Raw genomic sequence first — 14,758 nt, forward strand, 5'->3', positions numbered from 1 at the left:
CTCGTTGCGACGATCGAACCCGGCGAATGCAAAAACTACTTCGCAAACGCCGGATACGCTTCCGTCAAAACGTGAAAGACTCTAGGCTGCTGGCCGCCGGCCAAAGCGATGCGAGGATCCATGCGGGAAGTCCTCCGAGCGCCTCTCCGGCATTACGCGCAAAGCTCGAGCGAAAATGAGGTCTACTGGATCGGCCGTGGATCGATTGTTCACACAGCTCGTGCGGCACTCACCCAATCGAGGCGTGCGGCAGGGACAAGGCCGTAATTGTAGAAATTGATGCCATCGACGCCCGCCGCCAGCGCCGGTTTCACTTTGGCGGCGAGAATGTCGGGGCCTGCCATTTCCGGATGGAACAGCCGGTACCCGGTCCCAAGGAATTTCTCTGCTCCGAGCGTGGCACGGCCAGTGGCCATCAGATCTGCGACATCGCTGGCCTGCATGTCGTAGGCGCACAGGATCGCGCCGTCGCAAGCCTGGCCGAGGGCTGCCAGATCGCAGCCGCCCAACCAGCCCTCCTTCAGGTCAATGATGAGGACACGTGTGCCCGGATCAGCAACGTCGCGCAGCTCGGCAACCAAGCTGGTCACCGGCTCGAACCGCCACAGCAGAAAGTCGTATAATTCTGGCCAGGGCCGGAAGGTATCGAAGCTACCGTTCGGAAAGTCCGGAAAACGCGGTGCCGGAACGGCACGATCACAGGTCTCGACGATCCACCCTCTGACGAGTTTGCGCGCCGCCTCGCCGTCAATGCCGGCATAAGCGGCGCGGGCGAGGCAGGACGGGCAAAAGCACAGCGACAGAAGGAAGTCATCTTCCGCGGCCAGCCCGACACCGTCTTTCTCGTGATGGTATTCGTGGGCGAAGCTCATGAATGACGGGCTTTCGAGCTCGATCCTGTCCGGCTTGTAAGTGTGCGTAACGTCGGCGACCAGCGCGCGAACATAGGCGCGCGCATCCGGATGCGAGGGACAAAGGTTGTAATAATTGGGATCGCCGAAGGCATTTCGGGTAACCACCTGCGGATGAAGCATGCCGGCGCGGGTATTGTGCAGGCACACCGTCCAGCACGAAACACCCAGCCCATTGGCGTCTCGTCTGCGGACGAGCTCGCCAAGCACGTCGCCGCCCTGCGAGATCACGTCCGCCACCTTGGGCTGAATTGCGAGGTCGGCCCAGCGCGCGGCGGTTGGCTTGAAGTAGATCGTGCCGTCCTCCGGGAAATAGGCTTTGCGGCGCGGGCTGCGCGGCTGAAGGAAGCGCCCCGCATGATACGAGGCAGCAAGGCTGATCATGTTGAGCCCGGCGCGTTCGACCAGATCGCGTTCGATCATCTCGAAACCCAGATCCTGGACATCCCAGGGGTAGGTCCACATGGAAAGCTGCATAAGATATCCTCAGTTCTCCAGAGTGACGCAGCAGGCAGACGCCGTGCAGTTTCCCTTTAGACTTCTACGGGTTCGGCGACTTGCATGAGGCAGTCTCCTGCCTCGCACATTGTATGCAGCCGCCGCGAAAGCACGATGCCGTTTTCGGCAAAATGCAAGGCTTCCTCGGCAAGATCGAGCCTCTCGAGATCGTGATACCAGCCAGCCAATTGTCCGGCGTTCACGCTGTCGCCAACCCTCACGGCGGGTTCAAACCAGCCGCGGCGGGTGGCGTAGAGGCCTTGGCTATGCCGCGAAAGCGAAAGCAGTCGCGTCGGCATCGAATGCATTGACTCCGCGCCAACAACTGGCCCGTCGACCAGGCCTAGCGCAATCAGCAGATTGTCGATCGCGCGAGCGGTGATCGCCATCGTGTCGACCGTGGCGGTGCCGCCGCCCCCGAACTCACCGCTGACGCCGATGGCGCCGGCACGGCGCGCTGCGCCCATGGAGGTCGGCGAGGCCTGGCCATTGTCGGCCACGAACCCATAGGGCATGCAGAGCGCCCGCATCAGCTCCACCCCGCGCCTGTGGCGCTCGGGATCGGCATTGCGCTCGACGAGTGCAGTCGGCAGATGTTCCATCGAAGTGCCCCCCGAATGGATGTCGAAGACAATGTCGTGTCGGGGGAACAGGTCTGTCTCGAGAAAGTTGGCGAGCCGGCTTGTCGGCGTGCCCGACGGATCTCCGGGAAAGGCGCGATTGAGATTGCCGCCATCGAGCGGCGAGCAGCGTTTGGCGGCCATCACCGCCGGCACATTGGCCATCGGCAGGATGGTGACGCGGCCCCTGACGCGCGCTGGATCGAGCCGGCGGACCAGCTTCGCCAAGGACAGCTCGCCTTCATATTCATCGCCGTGATTGCCGGCCATAAGAAGGAGCGACGGACCCTCACCGTTGCGAATGAGGCAGATCGGGACCTTGATTTGGAAATATGGCGAACGGTCTATCGAGAACGGGATGCTCAGATGGCTGAGCGTCTTGCCGTCCCGATCGAAATCGAGCGAATGGCTGATGCCGGTGTGCATGGCGGCGGTTCACACAGCCGCGACGGCGGTGACTTCAATGCGGAGGTCAGGATCAGCGAGACGCGCCTCGACGCAGGCACGCGCCGGCAGACGGGCGGAATCCACCCAGGCATCGTAGACACTGTTCATGGCGTCGAAATCGCCAATCTGCGGCAGGAAGATATTGACCGCCACGAGCTTCGTCTTGCTGCTGCCGGCCTCGACCAGGAGCGCCTCGACCTTAGAGAGTACCTCGCTCGTCTGACCCTCGATGCCGGCCTTGCGATCGTCTGCGACCTGGCCCGCTATGTGCACGAGGCCGCCATAGACGACCGCCTGCGACATGCGGGAGCCGGACTGGAAGTACTTGATCATATCGGATCCTTTCGAGGTTCTCTTTTTGGAAATCGCGACGATGGTCAGCCGAAATAGGTGGGAAAGGCGTGGCTGACATACCCGGCCGCGTCGACGCCGAAGATCACGCGATAGCGATCGAGGCAGGTGCAGGGATGGGAGATGCCGAATTCAACGGTGTCGCCGACGGCAATGTCGTCGCCCGACGCAATTGTCAGGAAGGCGTGCTGGTCGTTGAGCTTGAAGACCTCGGAACGCGCTATCGGCAGCTGCTTGCCGGCACGAAAGATGGTCAGGACCATCGGAAAGCCCTGGTCGAACGACACGTCGCGCATGCCCATGCCGCAGATCGCAAGGCCGGGCTCCGGCCGCGACAGTACCTCGGCCCACAGGCGCAAAGCCGGACGGAACGAATTTCGTGCGGACGCATTGAAGCCGCCGACTGCAAAACCCTCGCGGGCATCGAGTGCGCCGAGCGAGCGGTCGTAGACCCCATGGTCGTGGAAGAAGATGGCGCCGCTGCGCAGCACCAGCGTCGCGCTGCTGTCCCTGGAAACGAGAGGCGAAAGCGCTGCGACCACTTTGTCGAAGTATACCGAGCCGCCTGCCGTGAGGATCAGCGGGGTGTCGCCGCCGACGCGAGCGCGGAGCCGCAGGAACATGTCGGCTGTCATTGTCAGCAGGGCGGATATTGCCTCATCGGTGCGGCCAGGATCGGGCTGCGCCGCGGCACCTTCATAGGTTGCGACGCCGGCGATCAGCAGCCGGCCGCTGGCTGCTGCAATCGCGTCGGCAATTGCCTCGGCTTCGCCGGTGGTCCGGGCGCCTGCCCTCCCCGCACCAAGTTCGACGAGCACGCGCAATGGCGGCAGCGTCGCATTGGCCCGCCAGGCTTCGGCAAGCGCATTCACGGCGGCGATCGAGTCGGCGAAAACGTAGAACTCGGCGCTTGGCCAGGCGCTGACAAGAACCGCAAGCCGGTTCGCACCACCTGGTCCGCCGACCTCATTGGCGATGATCAGCCGAGAGAGTCCGGCTCTGAGCATCACCGTGGCCTGCCTTATGTCGGCGACGGTCGTGCCCCATGCTCCGGCCTCGATCAGGGACCGGGCAAGATCAGGCGCCATCGGGGTCTTGGCATGCGGGGCGATCACGGCGCCCTGTTCTCGCGCATAGCGCAGGAACAGGTCACGATTGGCGATGAAGGCCTCCTCGTCGACGGTCAACACCGGCAACGACATACGCCCATGCGCTGGATGCCAGCGCTCAGATGCGACAAGGCTGCTGTCCAAGCCGAGGGTGCCAGGCGGCACGCCGCGGATACGGTCATCGAGGAGGAAATTTTCTCGGGTCGCCAGCGACAGTACGGGTGAGCTTTCGGTCATCCGATGCTAGTCCTTCCTTCACAGGATGAAGTCCGGATCGATTTCCGATTCCGGCCACACCATGAGAGAGATGCGTGCCAACACCTTACCGCGGACCGATCATCGATGCCCACCATCATCTTTGGGATCTCGGCCTTAGCCGGCACCCCTGGCTCGCCACAACGGCTGGCGAACGCGGCGGTCTGGGGGAGCTTGGCCCGTTGCGGCGAAACTACCTTCCTGAAGATTATTTGCGCGACGCCGGCCGGCACAATGTCGTCGCAACCGTCCATGTCGAAGCCGGCTGGACCGGGGATGACTGCGTCGGCGAAACGCGGTGGCTTGAAACGCTCGACAAGTCGCGCGGCGTGGCCGCCTGTTATGTCGTTCACATACCGCTGGCGAGCCGCCAAGCGCCGGCGCTGGTCGAGACGCAGGCGGCATTCGACCGTGTCGTCGGTGTGCGCGACATACTGAGTTGGGATCCGGATCCTGCCCGCTGTTTTGCTGCCCGTGACGGCATCATGGACGATCAGGCCTGGCGTGCCGGCCTGTCCCTGCTTGGGCGCCACCGGCTGGTTTTCGACCTGATGGTGTTTCCGCGCCAGCTCGCCGGTGCGGCGCGCCTCGCAGCGGCCTTTCCGGACCAGCTCTTTGTTCTCAACCACTGCGGCAGCCCGATCGATCGCGATGCGGACGGGATGCGGGTGTGGCGCGAAGGGCTGCGGCTTTTGTCGGAGCGCGAGAACGTCGCCATCAAGATATCGGATCTGGTCGCCTACGATCATGATTGGACGCTCGCCAGCCTAAGGTCGGTTGTCATGCATTGCATCGACTGTTTCGGTACGCGGCGCGCGATGTTCGGCAGCGACTTTCCGGTCGCCGGCCTGCATGCATCGTTCGGTGCGGTGTATGACAGCTTCAAGGCCATTGCAGGAGAGCTTTCCGCGGACGAGCAGACGGCACTGTTCTACGGCAATGCACGGCGCATTTATCGGCTGGACGATATGTCATCGGCGGGCCTGCTCCCTGCCTGAGAGAAGCAGCAGCCCTAGGATCAGCGACCCGAACAGGATACTGCGCCAGCCGGGCGATGCGTTGACGACGGTGATCAGCGCCGTGATCGTAACCAGCAGGATGGCGCCGGGGATGGTGCCGGCATAGGTGCCCAGCCCGCCGAGGATCGAGGTGCCGCCAAGCACCACGGCGGCAATCGAGGCGAGCAGATAAGGATCGCCAATACCGACATAGCCTTGTCCGTTCATGCCGAGGACCAACACACCGGCAAGTCCCGAACAGAAGCCGCTGATGCCGTAGACCGCGAGCGTGGTCGAGGCGACGGGAACCCCGGACAGCGCCGCGGCGAGCGGATTGGCGCCCATCGCGAATATCCGGGCGCCAAGGGATGTCGCATGCATCGTGGTCAGAACGATCACTGAAATGACCACCCACAAAAGCACGCCTGCCGGAATACCGACCGGCCGCGCATTGCCGAGCCAGCGGACCAGCGGGTTCTCAGCGGTCACGGCACTGCCGCCGGCGATGATGATCAGCAGACCTTGCAGGAATGTCGCCATCGCCAGTGTCATGATCATCGGATGAACGCGCAACAGCGCCACGCCCAGCCCGTTTACGAGACCTATCGCGGTCGTCAACGCAAGCACTGCAAGAACGGCTGTGAGCCCGGTCGGATCCGCCTGCAATGAGAGCAGCGGGAGGCTGACGGCACTGACCGTGACAATCGCCGCGACGGAAAGGTCGATGCCGCCGGCAATCACCACGAAGGTCTGGCCTGCCGCGACCAGGCCGATCACCGCGCCCAACTCGACCAAATAGCGCAAATGACCATAAGCGCCGAAGCCACGTGAAGCGAAGCTCGCCGCGATCCACACCGCGGCAACGATAGCGACCGTGAGGAAGGGCCGGCTGCGCAGGATCGTCAACGCCCGCCTGCCGCGCGTGCTCTCTTTCCGTGCTGTCATTGCTGCACCTTGCGGAATTGCGGGATGGCGACCGCCCCGATGATAATGAGGCCTTGGGCGACATACTGAGCAACTGGCGTGAAGCCGAGGAAGAACATGACACTGATCATCAGGCTGAGCAGCAGGCTGCCGGCAAGCGCGCCGCGCATCGTGCCCTGGCCGCCGAGGAAGCCGACTCCGCCGAGCACCGCGGCGGCAATGGAATTCAGCGTGAACGCAGTGCCGATGACTGGATCACCCGAACCCGTTTGCGCGGCGACGAACAGACCGGCGCCTGTGCAAAGCAGGCCGCTAATCGCATAGGCGGCGATGCGGGCACCGTCGACCGGCACGCTGGAGCGGTAGGCGCCGACGGGATTTTCGCCAGCAGCATAGATGCTCAAACCAAGCGGCGTGGCGAGATAGAGTTTCCACAGAAGCACGATGAGTACCAGCAGCACGAATGCCGCCGGCGTGTTGCCGGCAAGCAGGTCCGACAGCCACTCGGGTATGGCGCCGCCCGGCCTCGGCAGGATGAGCAGCGCAGCACCGCCGATAATGAAGGAGCCAGCGAGCGTCACCACGATCGCCGGCAACCGAAGTTTTACGACGATGAACCCGATCGCGGCACCGATGCCGAGACCGGTCAGCGCCACCGCGGCGGCGCCGCCGGCTACGCCTAGCGGTCCAGTCATCGTCGTCGCAGCGATCACCGCGCCCAGGCTGACCATTGCGCCGATGGCCAGGCTTATGCCGCCGGTGAGCATGAGGATCGCCTGAGCCATCGCAACCAGCGCCAGTGGAAACCAACTCTGGGTGAATTTGGCGAAGCCGGACGCTGTCAAGAGGCCGGGAAACAGGAAACCGTAGGCAATGACGAACGCCAGGACCACAGCGAACAGGCTGCGCACGCCGACATTGCGGCGCAACTGAACCGGCCAGTAGAGCGCGCCGGCTTGGCTTGGGGATGCAACCGTGCTCATTCTGCAACTTTCTGCTGTTCGGCGCCCATTGCGGCGGAAACGATGGCTTCCTCGCTCAGTGCCTCGCGCTCGAGCATGGCCACGATGCGGCCTTCGCGGACCACGGCGACACGGTCGCAAAGGTGCACCAGTTCGGGTGTGTCAGAACTGAGCAGCACGATCGCCTTGCCGGCGGCGGCGAGGTTGCGAAGCATCATGTAGATCTCACGCTTGGTCTCGACATCGACGCCCCGCGTCGGATCGTTGAGGAGAAGCACAAGCGGATCGTGTGGCATCCATTTCGCCAGCGCGACCTTCTGCTGGTTGCCACCTGAGAGTGCCAGCGCCGGGCGGTCGAGGTCGCCCTTGATGGCAAGCTGGGCGGCGAGGCCCCTTGCCATATCGCGCTCGGCCCGCCGGCTGCGCAGCTTCAGCGCCGGCAGCCTTGCGAAGGCGGGCAGCATCATATTGGTGATGATGGGATGGATCAGGTGCAGGCCTTCGCGCTTGCGGTCAGCCGGGACATAAGCGAGGCCGAGCGCATTGGCTTTCGGCACGCCGCCGGGCAAACCCGAAACACCGTTTACCGTCGCGGATACCGTCCTGGCGGGGATTGCGCCGTAGAGGCCAAGCAGCAGATCTTCCTGCCCCTGCCCGACCAGGCCGCCGATGCCAAACACCTCGCCCGTCCTGATGTCGAGATCAACGTCGCGCATCAGGCCGGCCGAAAAATTACGAACCGAGATGGCGTCGGCCGGCGATGGCGAAGGCCGCCATCGTGGAAAGAGATCGCCGGGGTCGCGGCCGACCATCAGCCGTACCAGCCCGGCGGCATCGGTTCCTTCCAGCGAGCAGTCCGCCGTGCAGATCCCGTCCTTGAGCACGGTAACATGCTGGCACAGCGTCATCACCTCGTTCAGTCGGTGTGAGATGTAGAGAATAGCGATGCCCTCGCCCCGAAGCCTCTCCAGCAGGTCGGTGAGGATTTTTGTCTCCGTTGCCGATAGCGATGACGTGGGTTCGTCGAGAATGAGCACGCGCGGCCGGCGGTAAAGCGCCTTGGCGATCTCCACCATCTGCCGGCGGCCGAGCGACAGGTGCCCCACCGGCGTAGACAGCGGTTCGTAAAGCCCGACAAGATCGCATGCGGCCCTGGCCCGGACGGCAAGCTCGTTGTAGTCGATTAAGCCGAACCGCTTAGGATAGGCGCCGAGCCCGATGTTTTCGGCAATGGACAGGCTGGCCGTCAGGCTGAGTTCCTGCTGGACAACGGCGATCCCGGCCTGTCGCGCATTAGCGGGGGTCATGCGCGAGACCGGGCGCCCATCGACCTCGATCGCCCCGCCGTCCGGGCGCAAGGCGCCGGACAAAAGGTTGATCAGTGTCGACTTACCTGCGCCGTTCTCGCCCAGCAGCGCATGCACGCGGCCCGGCTGAAGAGCGATGGTAACATTGCGCAGAACGGGGTTGCCGAAGAAGGACTTCGACACCCCCCGCGCGGCGAGAAGCGTAGCCGTGGTTGTCAATGCTACAACCCTTCAGGCTTATTTCTGGGCCAGCAGCTTCTTGAACAGATCCTCATCGTACGGCGAATAGATGTAACCGTCAGCCGGGAAATCCTTCGCCCGGGCGAGGTATTCGTCGATGTTGGAATTGTCGATCACCGGCAGCGGGATCTTGACGAAAGCCGGCACATCCTCGCCCTCCAGTGCCTGGACGGCGGTGTAGGTGGCGAAGGCGCCGAGCCAGTTCGGCTGCATCGTCGCCCAGCTCTTTAGGCCCTTTTCCTTCCACAATTCGAGGAACTGGCGCGCGTTCTCGCCGGTGATGGGCACCTGGTCGCGGCCCTGCTTGTCGAGCGCGAGCACGGCACCCGCCGACAACGCGCCGCCCAGCGACAGGATGCCGTCGATTTCGGGGTTGGCGAAAAGCAGGCTGGTGACGGCTTCCTGGGCGGGCGCGACATTGTAGGGCGTGTTCGTCTCGGCAAGCACGTTCACATCGGGATGGGCCTTAAGCTCGGCATCGGCGCCTTTGCGCCGGTCGTCGCTGACCGAAACACCGGCTGGGCCGTTGAGGATTAGAATCTTGCCCTTGCCGCCGATGGCGTCGATCAGGAACTTGGCCGCCTGGTCGCCCCACTGGGCGGAATCGGTGTTGACCTTGGCGGTCACCTGGTCGGTGTCGACGAGGCTGTCGAAGTTGATGATGGCGATGCCTTTGGCGCAGGCGTCCGCCAGCACGCGCGCCGGCGCGGTCGACGAACCAGCGATCAGGATGATGGCATCGACATCGGAATCGATCATCGACTGGATCTGCTGGATCTGGACGTTGGCGTCGCCCTGGGCATCGGTCACGACGAGCTTGTCGACCAAGCCTTGCTTCTTCAAAGTCTCGACTTCGGCTTCGATCGTGCCCTGTGTCTGCTTCATCCAGGTCGGCACTGAATAGATATTGGCCCAGCCGATCGTATATGGAGCTTTGCGATCGCCCTTGATGCATTTAGCGGCGGCGTTGGCCTGCGAGCCGGCGCCGAGGCTGAGGAGAAGGCCGAGGCAAAGGGCACTGGCGGATGCGAAAAACGATGATTTCGTCATGATTGTTCCCTTCTGAGGTTATGCCTGGGCGTGCGGGGTCGGGACGAGAAAACCCGCCGGTTGCCGCATCGGAAACCGCCAGTTTTCTCGTCGGGACTTTTTGCGCCTGGCTCGTTATTGTCCGATATTTCAGACAATAGGCCTGTATATCGGACAAATGGGATGCTAGACTGAGCCTTGACATCTTTCAAGCGTCTTGAGACGAGGGCCGAAATGATTTTTGCGCGGGTGCGGCCTACATGAGCGACGGCGTCTCTGGTCTAATTGAAACGGAAGCCGGCGCCGAGCCGCGCAATGGTGAACGGCGTCGCGGGATCGATCGCGTCATCATGCTACTCGAGGCCCTTCTGCGGCACCGCGCGCCGATGCGCGTCGGCGACATCGCCAAGATGATCGGCGCGCCGCGTTCAACCACTTATGAAATCGTCAACAGTCTGCTTGAAGCCGAAATGCTCGAAAATGTCGGAACGGAAGGCTACGTCTATTTCGGAAAGGCGATGCATCTGTTCGGCTGGGCCTACTCACATCATAACGCTCATTACCGGCGCATTATCGAAACCCTGGACAGACTAGCCGCGGAGACGGGCGAGACCGTCCAACTGTGTGGCCTGCGCGGGAACAAATACGTCGTCCTTGATTGCCGGGACTCTCCTGGCCCGTTTCGGATTTCAAGCGATGTCGGAGTCGAGGTGCCGATCCCGTGGACGGCGTCCGGAAGGCTGCTGCTCGGCCATATGAGCGAGCAGGAAATACGGGGCTTCATTCCGCCTGGCGACTACAAGCTTCCCGACGGCCGCGTCATTCCGCCAGCCGAGTTCTTCGGCGATGTCGCTCTGGCGCGCCAGCAAGGTTTCAGCGAGACCGCCGCTCTGGCCGACCGCTTCACCTGGTGCATGGCCGCGCCCATCCGCGACGGCAACGGCAGCATCAACAAGACCCTTTGCTTCGTGTTGCCCGTCGACACACCGGAAGCGCGGCGCAGCGAATTGCTTGCCCTACTATGCGAGCGCGCCAGTGGGTTGTCGTTGGCGGGAAGCTAGTAAACAATCGGCGCGCGAAGGTCAGGGATAGGCTCCGTTCGTTCAGCCGCAGCAGCGAAGCCGGAACCGGTACTCCGGTGAGTATGGTAAAGGCGGCAGCGCGCTCCCGCGACCAGCTTTCCCACAGCCCTTTGACGCAGTTAGGAAAGGCATTCTCGTCCAGGAGCGCGGTGAGACGCCCAGCGATTTAGACCTCAATTTCGCCGGCCCTCGAAACGCAGTAACGGTTTCGATCAAGTCACGCATTGCCTTCTGAATCGCCAGCTGCAATGCCTTTGGCAAACCCTGTTTGAAGTTGGTCTAGTTGTTGCTCGCAGCCTGCCAGCACCGCAGAGTGCAGCGCGATGACACCGGTCACGGCAGTCCAATGGGATCATTTCTGGTTCGGTGAGCGGGATGTGCAAAAGCGCACCATCCCGCGATTTTACCAACTCGCGCCGGGCGTTCGTTATGGCCGGTCGGCTCGCCAACCGAGCCGCGACTCGATGCGGCGCGCACTGGTCTTGACCATCGTAATCAAATCCGGGTTTTTTTGCTTCAGCTTCACATCCGGGACGACGATCGAGATCGTGGCACGGCAGGCTCCTTGGTTGTCACGGATGGGAGCCGCAATGCAGGCAACTGAAAAGTCAGATTCTCCAGCCTGGATCGACAGCCCCTGCTCCAGTGCTGCGGCGGCCGCCCGAGCGAGCACATCCTCGTCCGTCTCGGCGCGTCCGGTCGGAGAGGCGATCGCGGATCGGGCGAAAATGGCGCGGCGTTCGGCTTCCGGCAAATGGCCGACGAGCAGCCGGCCCGACGCTGTCCAGTTCAGTGGCGTCCGGGTCCCGACGCGAGATGTAACCTGGAAATGATCTTTGCCCTCTTCCATCGCAAGCACGACCATATGGTCACCGTCACGGCCGCATAGCTGGATCGTCTCTTTCGAACTCTGGGCCAGTTCGTGCATCTCCTGCGTTGCCACGTTGAGCAGGTCCAACGTGCGAGCGTAGGTCAAGCCGTACTGATAAAGCCGCGGGCCCAGCCAGAGCAGGCCGCCGTCCTTGCGGTCCAGCAGTTCCTTTTCGACCAGATCGTCGACGATGACATAGATCGTCGACAGCGGGGCGCCGATGTCGTGCGCTATCTCATATGCGGTAGCTGGCCGACCCTGCTTTTGCAGATAGTCGAGTATCTGCAGCGCACGGTCGATACCGCTGGTGCGCGAGCGGCGGGGTTCCCGCGGGTCTTCAGCGGGGTTCAGGTGCAGGTCGGGCGCTATCGTGGACATGGCATTCTCGGTTTTGCGGGCACTGTAAGACAGCCGGGGCATTTACCACAGCCATCCTCAATCCGGCCAGTTGAGGATCGCAGCCTCGCGCGCCATGAGACGTTCGTGCCATGGTGTGGCGATGATCACATTCGACTTGCGCGCGCCATCAAGCTCCTCGGCAAGCCGTGCCGCCACAACGAATTCTTCGTCGGGATGCAAGTTGCAGGGATCGAGGAAGAAATAGCCGTGCTCGACTTCATGATCGCGGACCACCACCGGCGGATTGCCGGCTGCCAGCCGGTCGGCCAGATCCCAGGCCGTAATGCGGGCTTCGCCGGCATCAACCGACACCTTCAAGCGATCGAGCGGATTGCTGGTCGGGTCGGGTACGATGGCGGTGGTGATGCCGGGCCGCCCCTCGAGCACCTCCGCCCAGCAGTCGAGCGCTCGGCGTTCGCGAGCACGGATACCGTCATGGTCACGCGTTTTCCAGGCCTGGAGAGCAGCGAGCGCACCGACGATGCCTTCCTTGCCGACTTTCATACCGCGCCCGATGCCCCGGTTCTGCAGATAGACGTCGCGCACCCGCGCCTTCGAGCCTGCGACGATACCGGATGTCGGGCCGCCCAGGAACTTATGACCCGAATACAGCACCAGATCGGCTCCGCTGGCGAGAAAGCCCGCCAGGTCGTATTCGGACGCTGCGTCGACGATGACCGGGACCTCGCGTGCATGGGCTGCTTCGACGAACATCTTCAGCGGGATTTGCCCATACTCGACGACATGGTGCGACACGACGTAGATTGCTGCAGCAGTGCGCTCGGTGATGGCGCCTGAGAGTTGATACGCCGAGGCGCTGGTCGCCTGACCGACCGGCACGACCTTGGCGCCGGCGAGGCGAATCGCCTGTTCGATCGGTGCGCCGTAGCTGACCATGTGGCCGGACTGGATGACGACCTCGTCTTTCAGTCCGGCAGTATCCGGCAGCCGTTCGATCGCGGCAAGGTCCGGGCCGGTCATGCTGGCCGCCACGGCCAGGCTGATTGCCGCGGAACAGGAGGCGGTGATGAAGCCGGCCTCCGCGCCCGTCAATTCGGCGATCACGGCGCTGGCCTTGCGATGCAGATCGGCCATTTCGACAAACTCGGTGAGAATACCGGACACAGCCTCGACAGCCGCGGGAACGACAATAGAGGCGCCGAGCGAGGTCATCGTGCCCGAGACGTTGATGACGGGCCTGAGGCCCAACTGGCTGCGGATATCGTCGACAGGCATGGTTTTGTGCTCCGGCTATTCGTGATCCGATCAATCAATGGCGATGACGGCTTCGATTTCGACGCTGATTCTTCCCGGCAGTGATCCGTGGCCGACCGCAGAGCGGGCATGGGTGCCGCGATCGCCGAAAACATCGATGAGCAGGTCCGAGCAGCCGTTGATCACTGCGGGGTGGTCGGCGAAATCCGGCGTGGCGTTGACCATGCCGAACAGCTTCACCACACGCCGCACGCGGCGCAGATCGCCGAGCGCTGCGTGCATGACGGCAATGAGGTTGACACCGGTCAGCCGCGCATGGGCATAGGCCTGATCGACCGTCACGTCGGCACCGACCTTGCCCGTATAGACCCGGCCGTCGGCCTCACTCGGCCCTTGGCCGGACAGGAACAGCAGCTTGCCCTCCTGCACAAATGTGACAAAATTGGCGATCGGCGGCGGCGCCTCGGGCAGCGTTATTCCAAGCGCCAAAAGCCGGTCGTAGGGCGTGCTTTCCGGTCGCTTCATGAGCTCGGAAAAAGTCATACGCAAACTCCAATCAGATCGTCTTTTCGTTGTGCCGGATGCAGGCCACGTGATGCCCGCCGCCGATGTCGTCGAGGGGCGGAATGATCCCGGCGCAGGCGGCAATTGCCTCCGGACAGCGGGTGCGGAAGACACAGCCGGAAGGCGGGTCAATCGGGCTTGGGATATCACCATGCAAGGCGACGTGGGTGCGTCGGCGGGTCGGGTCGGGTACGGGTGCCGTCGCCAGCAATGCCCTGGTGTATGGGTGCCGCGGCGCGGCGTAGAGAAGACGGCTCGGACCACGCTCCATGACGCGACCGAGATACATCACCACCACTTCGTCGCAAAGGTATTCGACCACCGAGAGGTCATGCGCGATGAACAGCAGCGTCAAGCCGAGTCGCTTTTGCAATTCACCGAGCAAGTTGAGCACCTGCGCCTGCACCGACACGTCAAGCGCCGAGACCGGCTCGTCGGCGACGACGAATTCCGGCTCGACGGCGAGCGCGCGCGCAATGCCGATGCGCTGGCGCTGGCCGCCCGAGAATTCGTGCGGGTAGCGCGTGGCGTGATCAGGCGACAGGCCGACCAGGGTCAGCAGTTCGGCGACCCTGTCGGCACGCCGCTTGCCTCGCGGAAAGCCGCGCGCGTCGAGTGCCTCGCCGATGATGGCGGCGATGCGCATGCGCGGGTTGAGGCTGGAGAATGGATCCTGGAACACGATCTGCAGCTTTTGCCGGTAGCTGCGCATTTCACGTGCGGACAGCGAAAAGAGATCGACGCCGTCGAACAGCGCCTTGCCTCTGGTCGGCTCCACCAGCCTGAGGATGGCGCGCCCGGCGGTGGTCTTGCCGGAGCCGGACTCGCCGACCAGCCCGACCGTCGAGCCGCGCCTGATGTCGAAGCTGACATCCTCGACAGCATGAATGACGCGACCGTTGCGGGCGGGAAAGTGCTTTGTCAGACCCTGCACGCTGAGCAATGGCGCAGTCTCCGCACGACCGGCTATCATCGG

The 14,758-nt window shown here is 63.2% G+C and carries 14 protein-coding genes; 2 read left to right on the plus strand and 12 right to left on the minus strand.

From position 1 onward, the window contains the following. Positions 1 to 209 precede the first annotated feature (209 nt). From NKI95_RS20140 to NKI95_RS20155, 4 genes are read right to left on the minus strand one after another with little or no spacing between them, the layout of a single operon-like run. A complete protein-coding gene (locus NKI95_RS20140; RefSeq protein ID WP_352719029.1) occupies positions 210 to 1,388 on the minus strand; it encodes a hypothetical protein in 1,179 nt (392 codons plus the stop codon). A 56-nt stretch (positions 1,389 to 1,444) separates the two neighbouring features. After that, complete coding sequence (locus tag NKI95_RS20145) at positions 1,445 to 2,455, minus strand: succinylglutamate desuccinylase/aspartoacylase family protein (protein ID WP_352719030.1); 1,011 nt, start codon at positions 2,453 to 2,455, stop codon at positions 1,445 to 1,447. A gap of 9 nt (positions 2,456 to 2,464) precedes the next feature. Beyond that, positions 2,465 to 2,809 carry a RidA family protein gene (locus NKI95_RS20150; protein ID WP_352719031.1) on the minus strand — a complete coding sequence of 115 codons (345 nt, stop codon included), beginning with the start codon at positions 2,807 to 2,809 and terminating at the stop codon, positions 2,465 to 2,467. 44 nt (positions 2,810 to 2,853) lie between these two features. Beyond that, positions 2,854 to 4,173: an alanine racemase gene (locus NKI95_RS20155; RefSeq protein ID WP_352719032.1), complete on the minus strand. Its 1,320-nt coding sequence runs from the start codon at positions 4,171 to 4,173 to the stop codon at positions 2,854 to 2,856. A 74-nt stretch (positions 4,174 to 4,247) separates the two neighbouring features. On the opposite strand from NKI95_RS20155, the gene NKI95_RS20160 reads away from it, so the two are divergent. Further along, a complete protein-coding gene (locus tag NKI95_RS20160) occupies positions 4,248 to 5,189 on the plus strand; it encodes an amidohydrolase family protein (RefSeq protein WP_352719033.1) in 942 nt (313 codons plus the stop codon). On the opposite strand, the gene NKI95_RS20165 is transcribed toward NKI95_RS20160, so the two are convergent. Genes NKI95_RS20165 through NKI95_RS20180 form a run of 4 tightly spaced genes read right to left on the minus strand, consistent with a single transcriptional unit; the run spans position 5,163 to position 9,672 of the window. After that, on the minus strand, positions 5,163 to 6,134 hold the full coding sequence (locus tag NKI95_RS20165; protein WP_352719034.1) for an ABC transporter permease: 972 nt from the start codon (positions 6,132 to 6,134) through the stop codon (positions 5,163 to 5,165). The genes NKI95_RS20160 and NKI95_RS20165 overlap by 27 nt on opposite strands. Next, the gene (locus NKI95_RS20170) at positions 6,131 to 7,096 is read right to left on the minus strand and encodes an ABC transporter permease (protein WP_352719035.1); all 966 of its coding nucleotides are present in this window, start codon (positions 7,094 to 7,096) and stop codon (positions 6,131 to 6,133) included. Before NKI95_RS20170 ends, NKI95_RS20165 begins: the two co-directional genes overlap by 4 nt. Then, the gene (locus NKI95_RS20175; protein WP_352719036.1) at positions 7,093 to 8,601 is read right to left on the minus strand and encodes a sugar ABC transporter ATP-binding protein; all 1,509 of its coding nucleotides are present in this window, start codon (positions 8,599 to 8,601) and stop codon (positions 7,093 to 7,095) included. Before NKI95_RS20175 ends, NKI95_RS20170 begins: the two co-directional genes overlap by 4 nt. Positions 8,602 to 8,619: 18 nt before the next feature. After that, positions 8,620 to 9,672 (minus strand): ABC transporter substrate-binding protein, encoded by a 1,053-nt coding sequence (locus tag NKI95_RS20180; RefSeq protein ID WP_352719037.1) that lies wholly within the window; start codon positions 9,670 to 9,672, stop codon positions 8,620 to 8,622. A gap of 239 nt (positions 9,673 to 9,911) precedes the next feature. Here NKI95_RS20180 and NKI95_RS20185 point away from each other — a divergent pair, with 239 nt between their 5' ends. Continuing rightward, a complete protein-coding gene (locus tag NKI95_RS20185) occupies positions 9,912 to 10,712 on the plus strand; it encodes an IclR family transcriptional regulator (RefSeq protein WP_352719038.1) in 801 nt (266 codons plus the stop codon). Positions 10,713 to 11,160: 448 nt separating this feature from the next. On the opposite strand, the gene NKI95_RS20190 is transcribed toward NKI95_RS20185, so the two are convergent. From NKI95_RS20190 to NKI95_RS20205, 4 genes are read right to left on the minus strand one after another with little or no spacing between them, the layout of a single operon-like run. Beyond that, on the minus strand, positions 11,161 to 11,982 hold the full coding sequence (locus NKI95_RS20190) for an IclR family transcriptional regulator (RefSeq protein ID WP_352719039.1): 822 nt from the start codon (positions 11,980 to 11,982) through the stop codon (positions 11,161 to 11,163). Positions 11,983 to 12,039: 57 nt separating this feature from the next. Continuing rightward, positions 12,040 to 13,239 (minus strand): aminotransferase class V-fold PLP-dependent enzyme, encoded by a 1,200-nt coding sequence (locus NKI95_RS20195; RefSeq protein ID WP_352719040.1) that lies wholly within the window; start codon positions 13,237 to 13,239, stop codon positions 12,040 to 12,042. Positions 13,240 to 13,269: 30 nt separating this feature from the next. After that, positions 13,270 to 13,761, minus strand: a complete 492-nt coding sequence (locus NKI95_RS20200; RefSeq protein ID WP_352719041.1) for a RidA family protein — start codon at positions 13,759 to 13,761, stop codon at positions 13,270 to 13,272. Positions 13,762 to 13,774: 13 nt separating this feature from the next. Beyond that, a complete protein-coding gene (locus NKI95_RS20205) occupies positions 13,775 to 14,755 on the minus strand; it encodes an ABC transporter ATP-binding protein (RefSeq protein WP_352719150.1) in 981 nt (326 codons plus the stop codon). Between the last annotated feature and the right edge of the window lie 3 nt (positions 14,756 to 14,758).

Origin of the sequence: Mesorhizobium sp. M0306 (genome assembly GCF_040321655.1) — a bacterium.
GTDB lineage: Bacteria > Pseudomonadota > Alphaproteobacteria > Rhizobiales > Rhizobiaceae > Mesorhizobium.

Excerpts from the sequence above, each read along its gene's own strand:
- NKI95_RS20140 (WP_352719029.1), bottom strand. The coding sequence starts at position 1,388 with ATGCAGCTTTCCATGTGGACCTACCCCTGGGATGTCCAGGATCTGGGT.
- NKI95_RS20145 (WP_352719030.1), bottom strand. The coding sequence starts at position 2,455 with ATGCACACCGGCATCAGCCATTCGCTCGATTTCGATCGGGACGGCAAG.
- NKI95_RS20150 (WP_352719031.1), bottom strand. The coding sequence starts at position 2,809 with ATGATCAAGTACTTCCAGTCCGGCTCCCGCATGTCGCAGGCGGTCGTC.
- NKI95_RS20155 (WP_352719032.1), bottom strand. The coding sequence starts at position 4,173 with ATGACCGAAAGCTCACCCGTACTGTCGCTGGCGACCCGAGAAAATTTC.
- NKI95_RS20165 (WP_352719034.1), bottom strand. The coding sequence starts at position 6,134 with ATGACAGCACGGAAAGAGAGCACGCGCGGCAGGCGGGCGTTGACGATC.
- NKI95_RS20170 (WP_352719035.1), bottom strand. The coding sequence starts at position 7,096 with ATGAGCACGGTTGCATCCCCAAGCCAAGCCGGCGCGCTCTACTGGCCG.
- NKI95_RS20180 (WP_352719037.1), bottom strand. The coding sequence starts at position 9,672 with ATGACGAAATCATCGTTTTTCGCATCCGCCAGTGCCCTTTGCCTCGGC.
- NKI95_RS20185 (WP_352719038.1), top strand. The coding sequence starts at position 9,912 with ATGAGCGACGGCGTCTCTGGTCTAATTGAAACGGAAGCCGGCGCCGAG.
- NKI95_RS20190 (WP_352719039.1), bottom strand. The coding sequence starts at position 11,982 with ATGTCCACGATAGCGCCCGACCTGCACCTGAACCCCGCTGAAGACCCG.
- NKI95_RS20195 (WP_352719040.1), bottom strand. The coding sequence starts at position 13,239 with ATGCCTGTCGACGATATCCGCAGCCAGTTGGGCCTCAGGCCCGTCATC.
- NKI95_RS20200 (WP_352719041.1), bottom strand. The coding sequence starts at position 13,761 with ATGACTTTTTCCGAGCTCATGAAGCGACCGGAAAGCACGCCCTACGAC.
- NKI95_RS20205 (WP_352719150.1), bottom strand. The coding sequence starts at position 14,755 with ATGATAGCCGGTCGTGCGGAGACTGCGCCATTGCTCAGCGTGCAGGGT.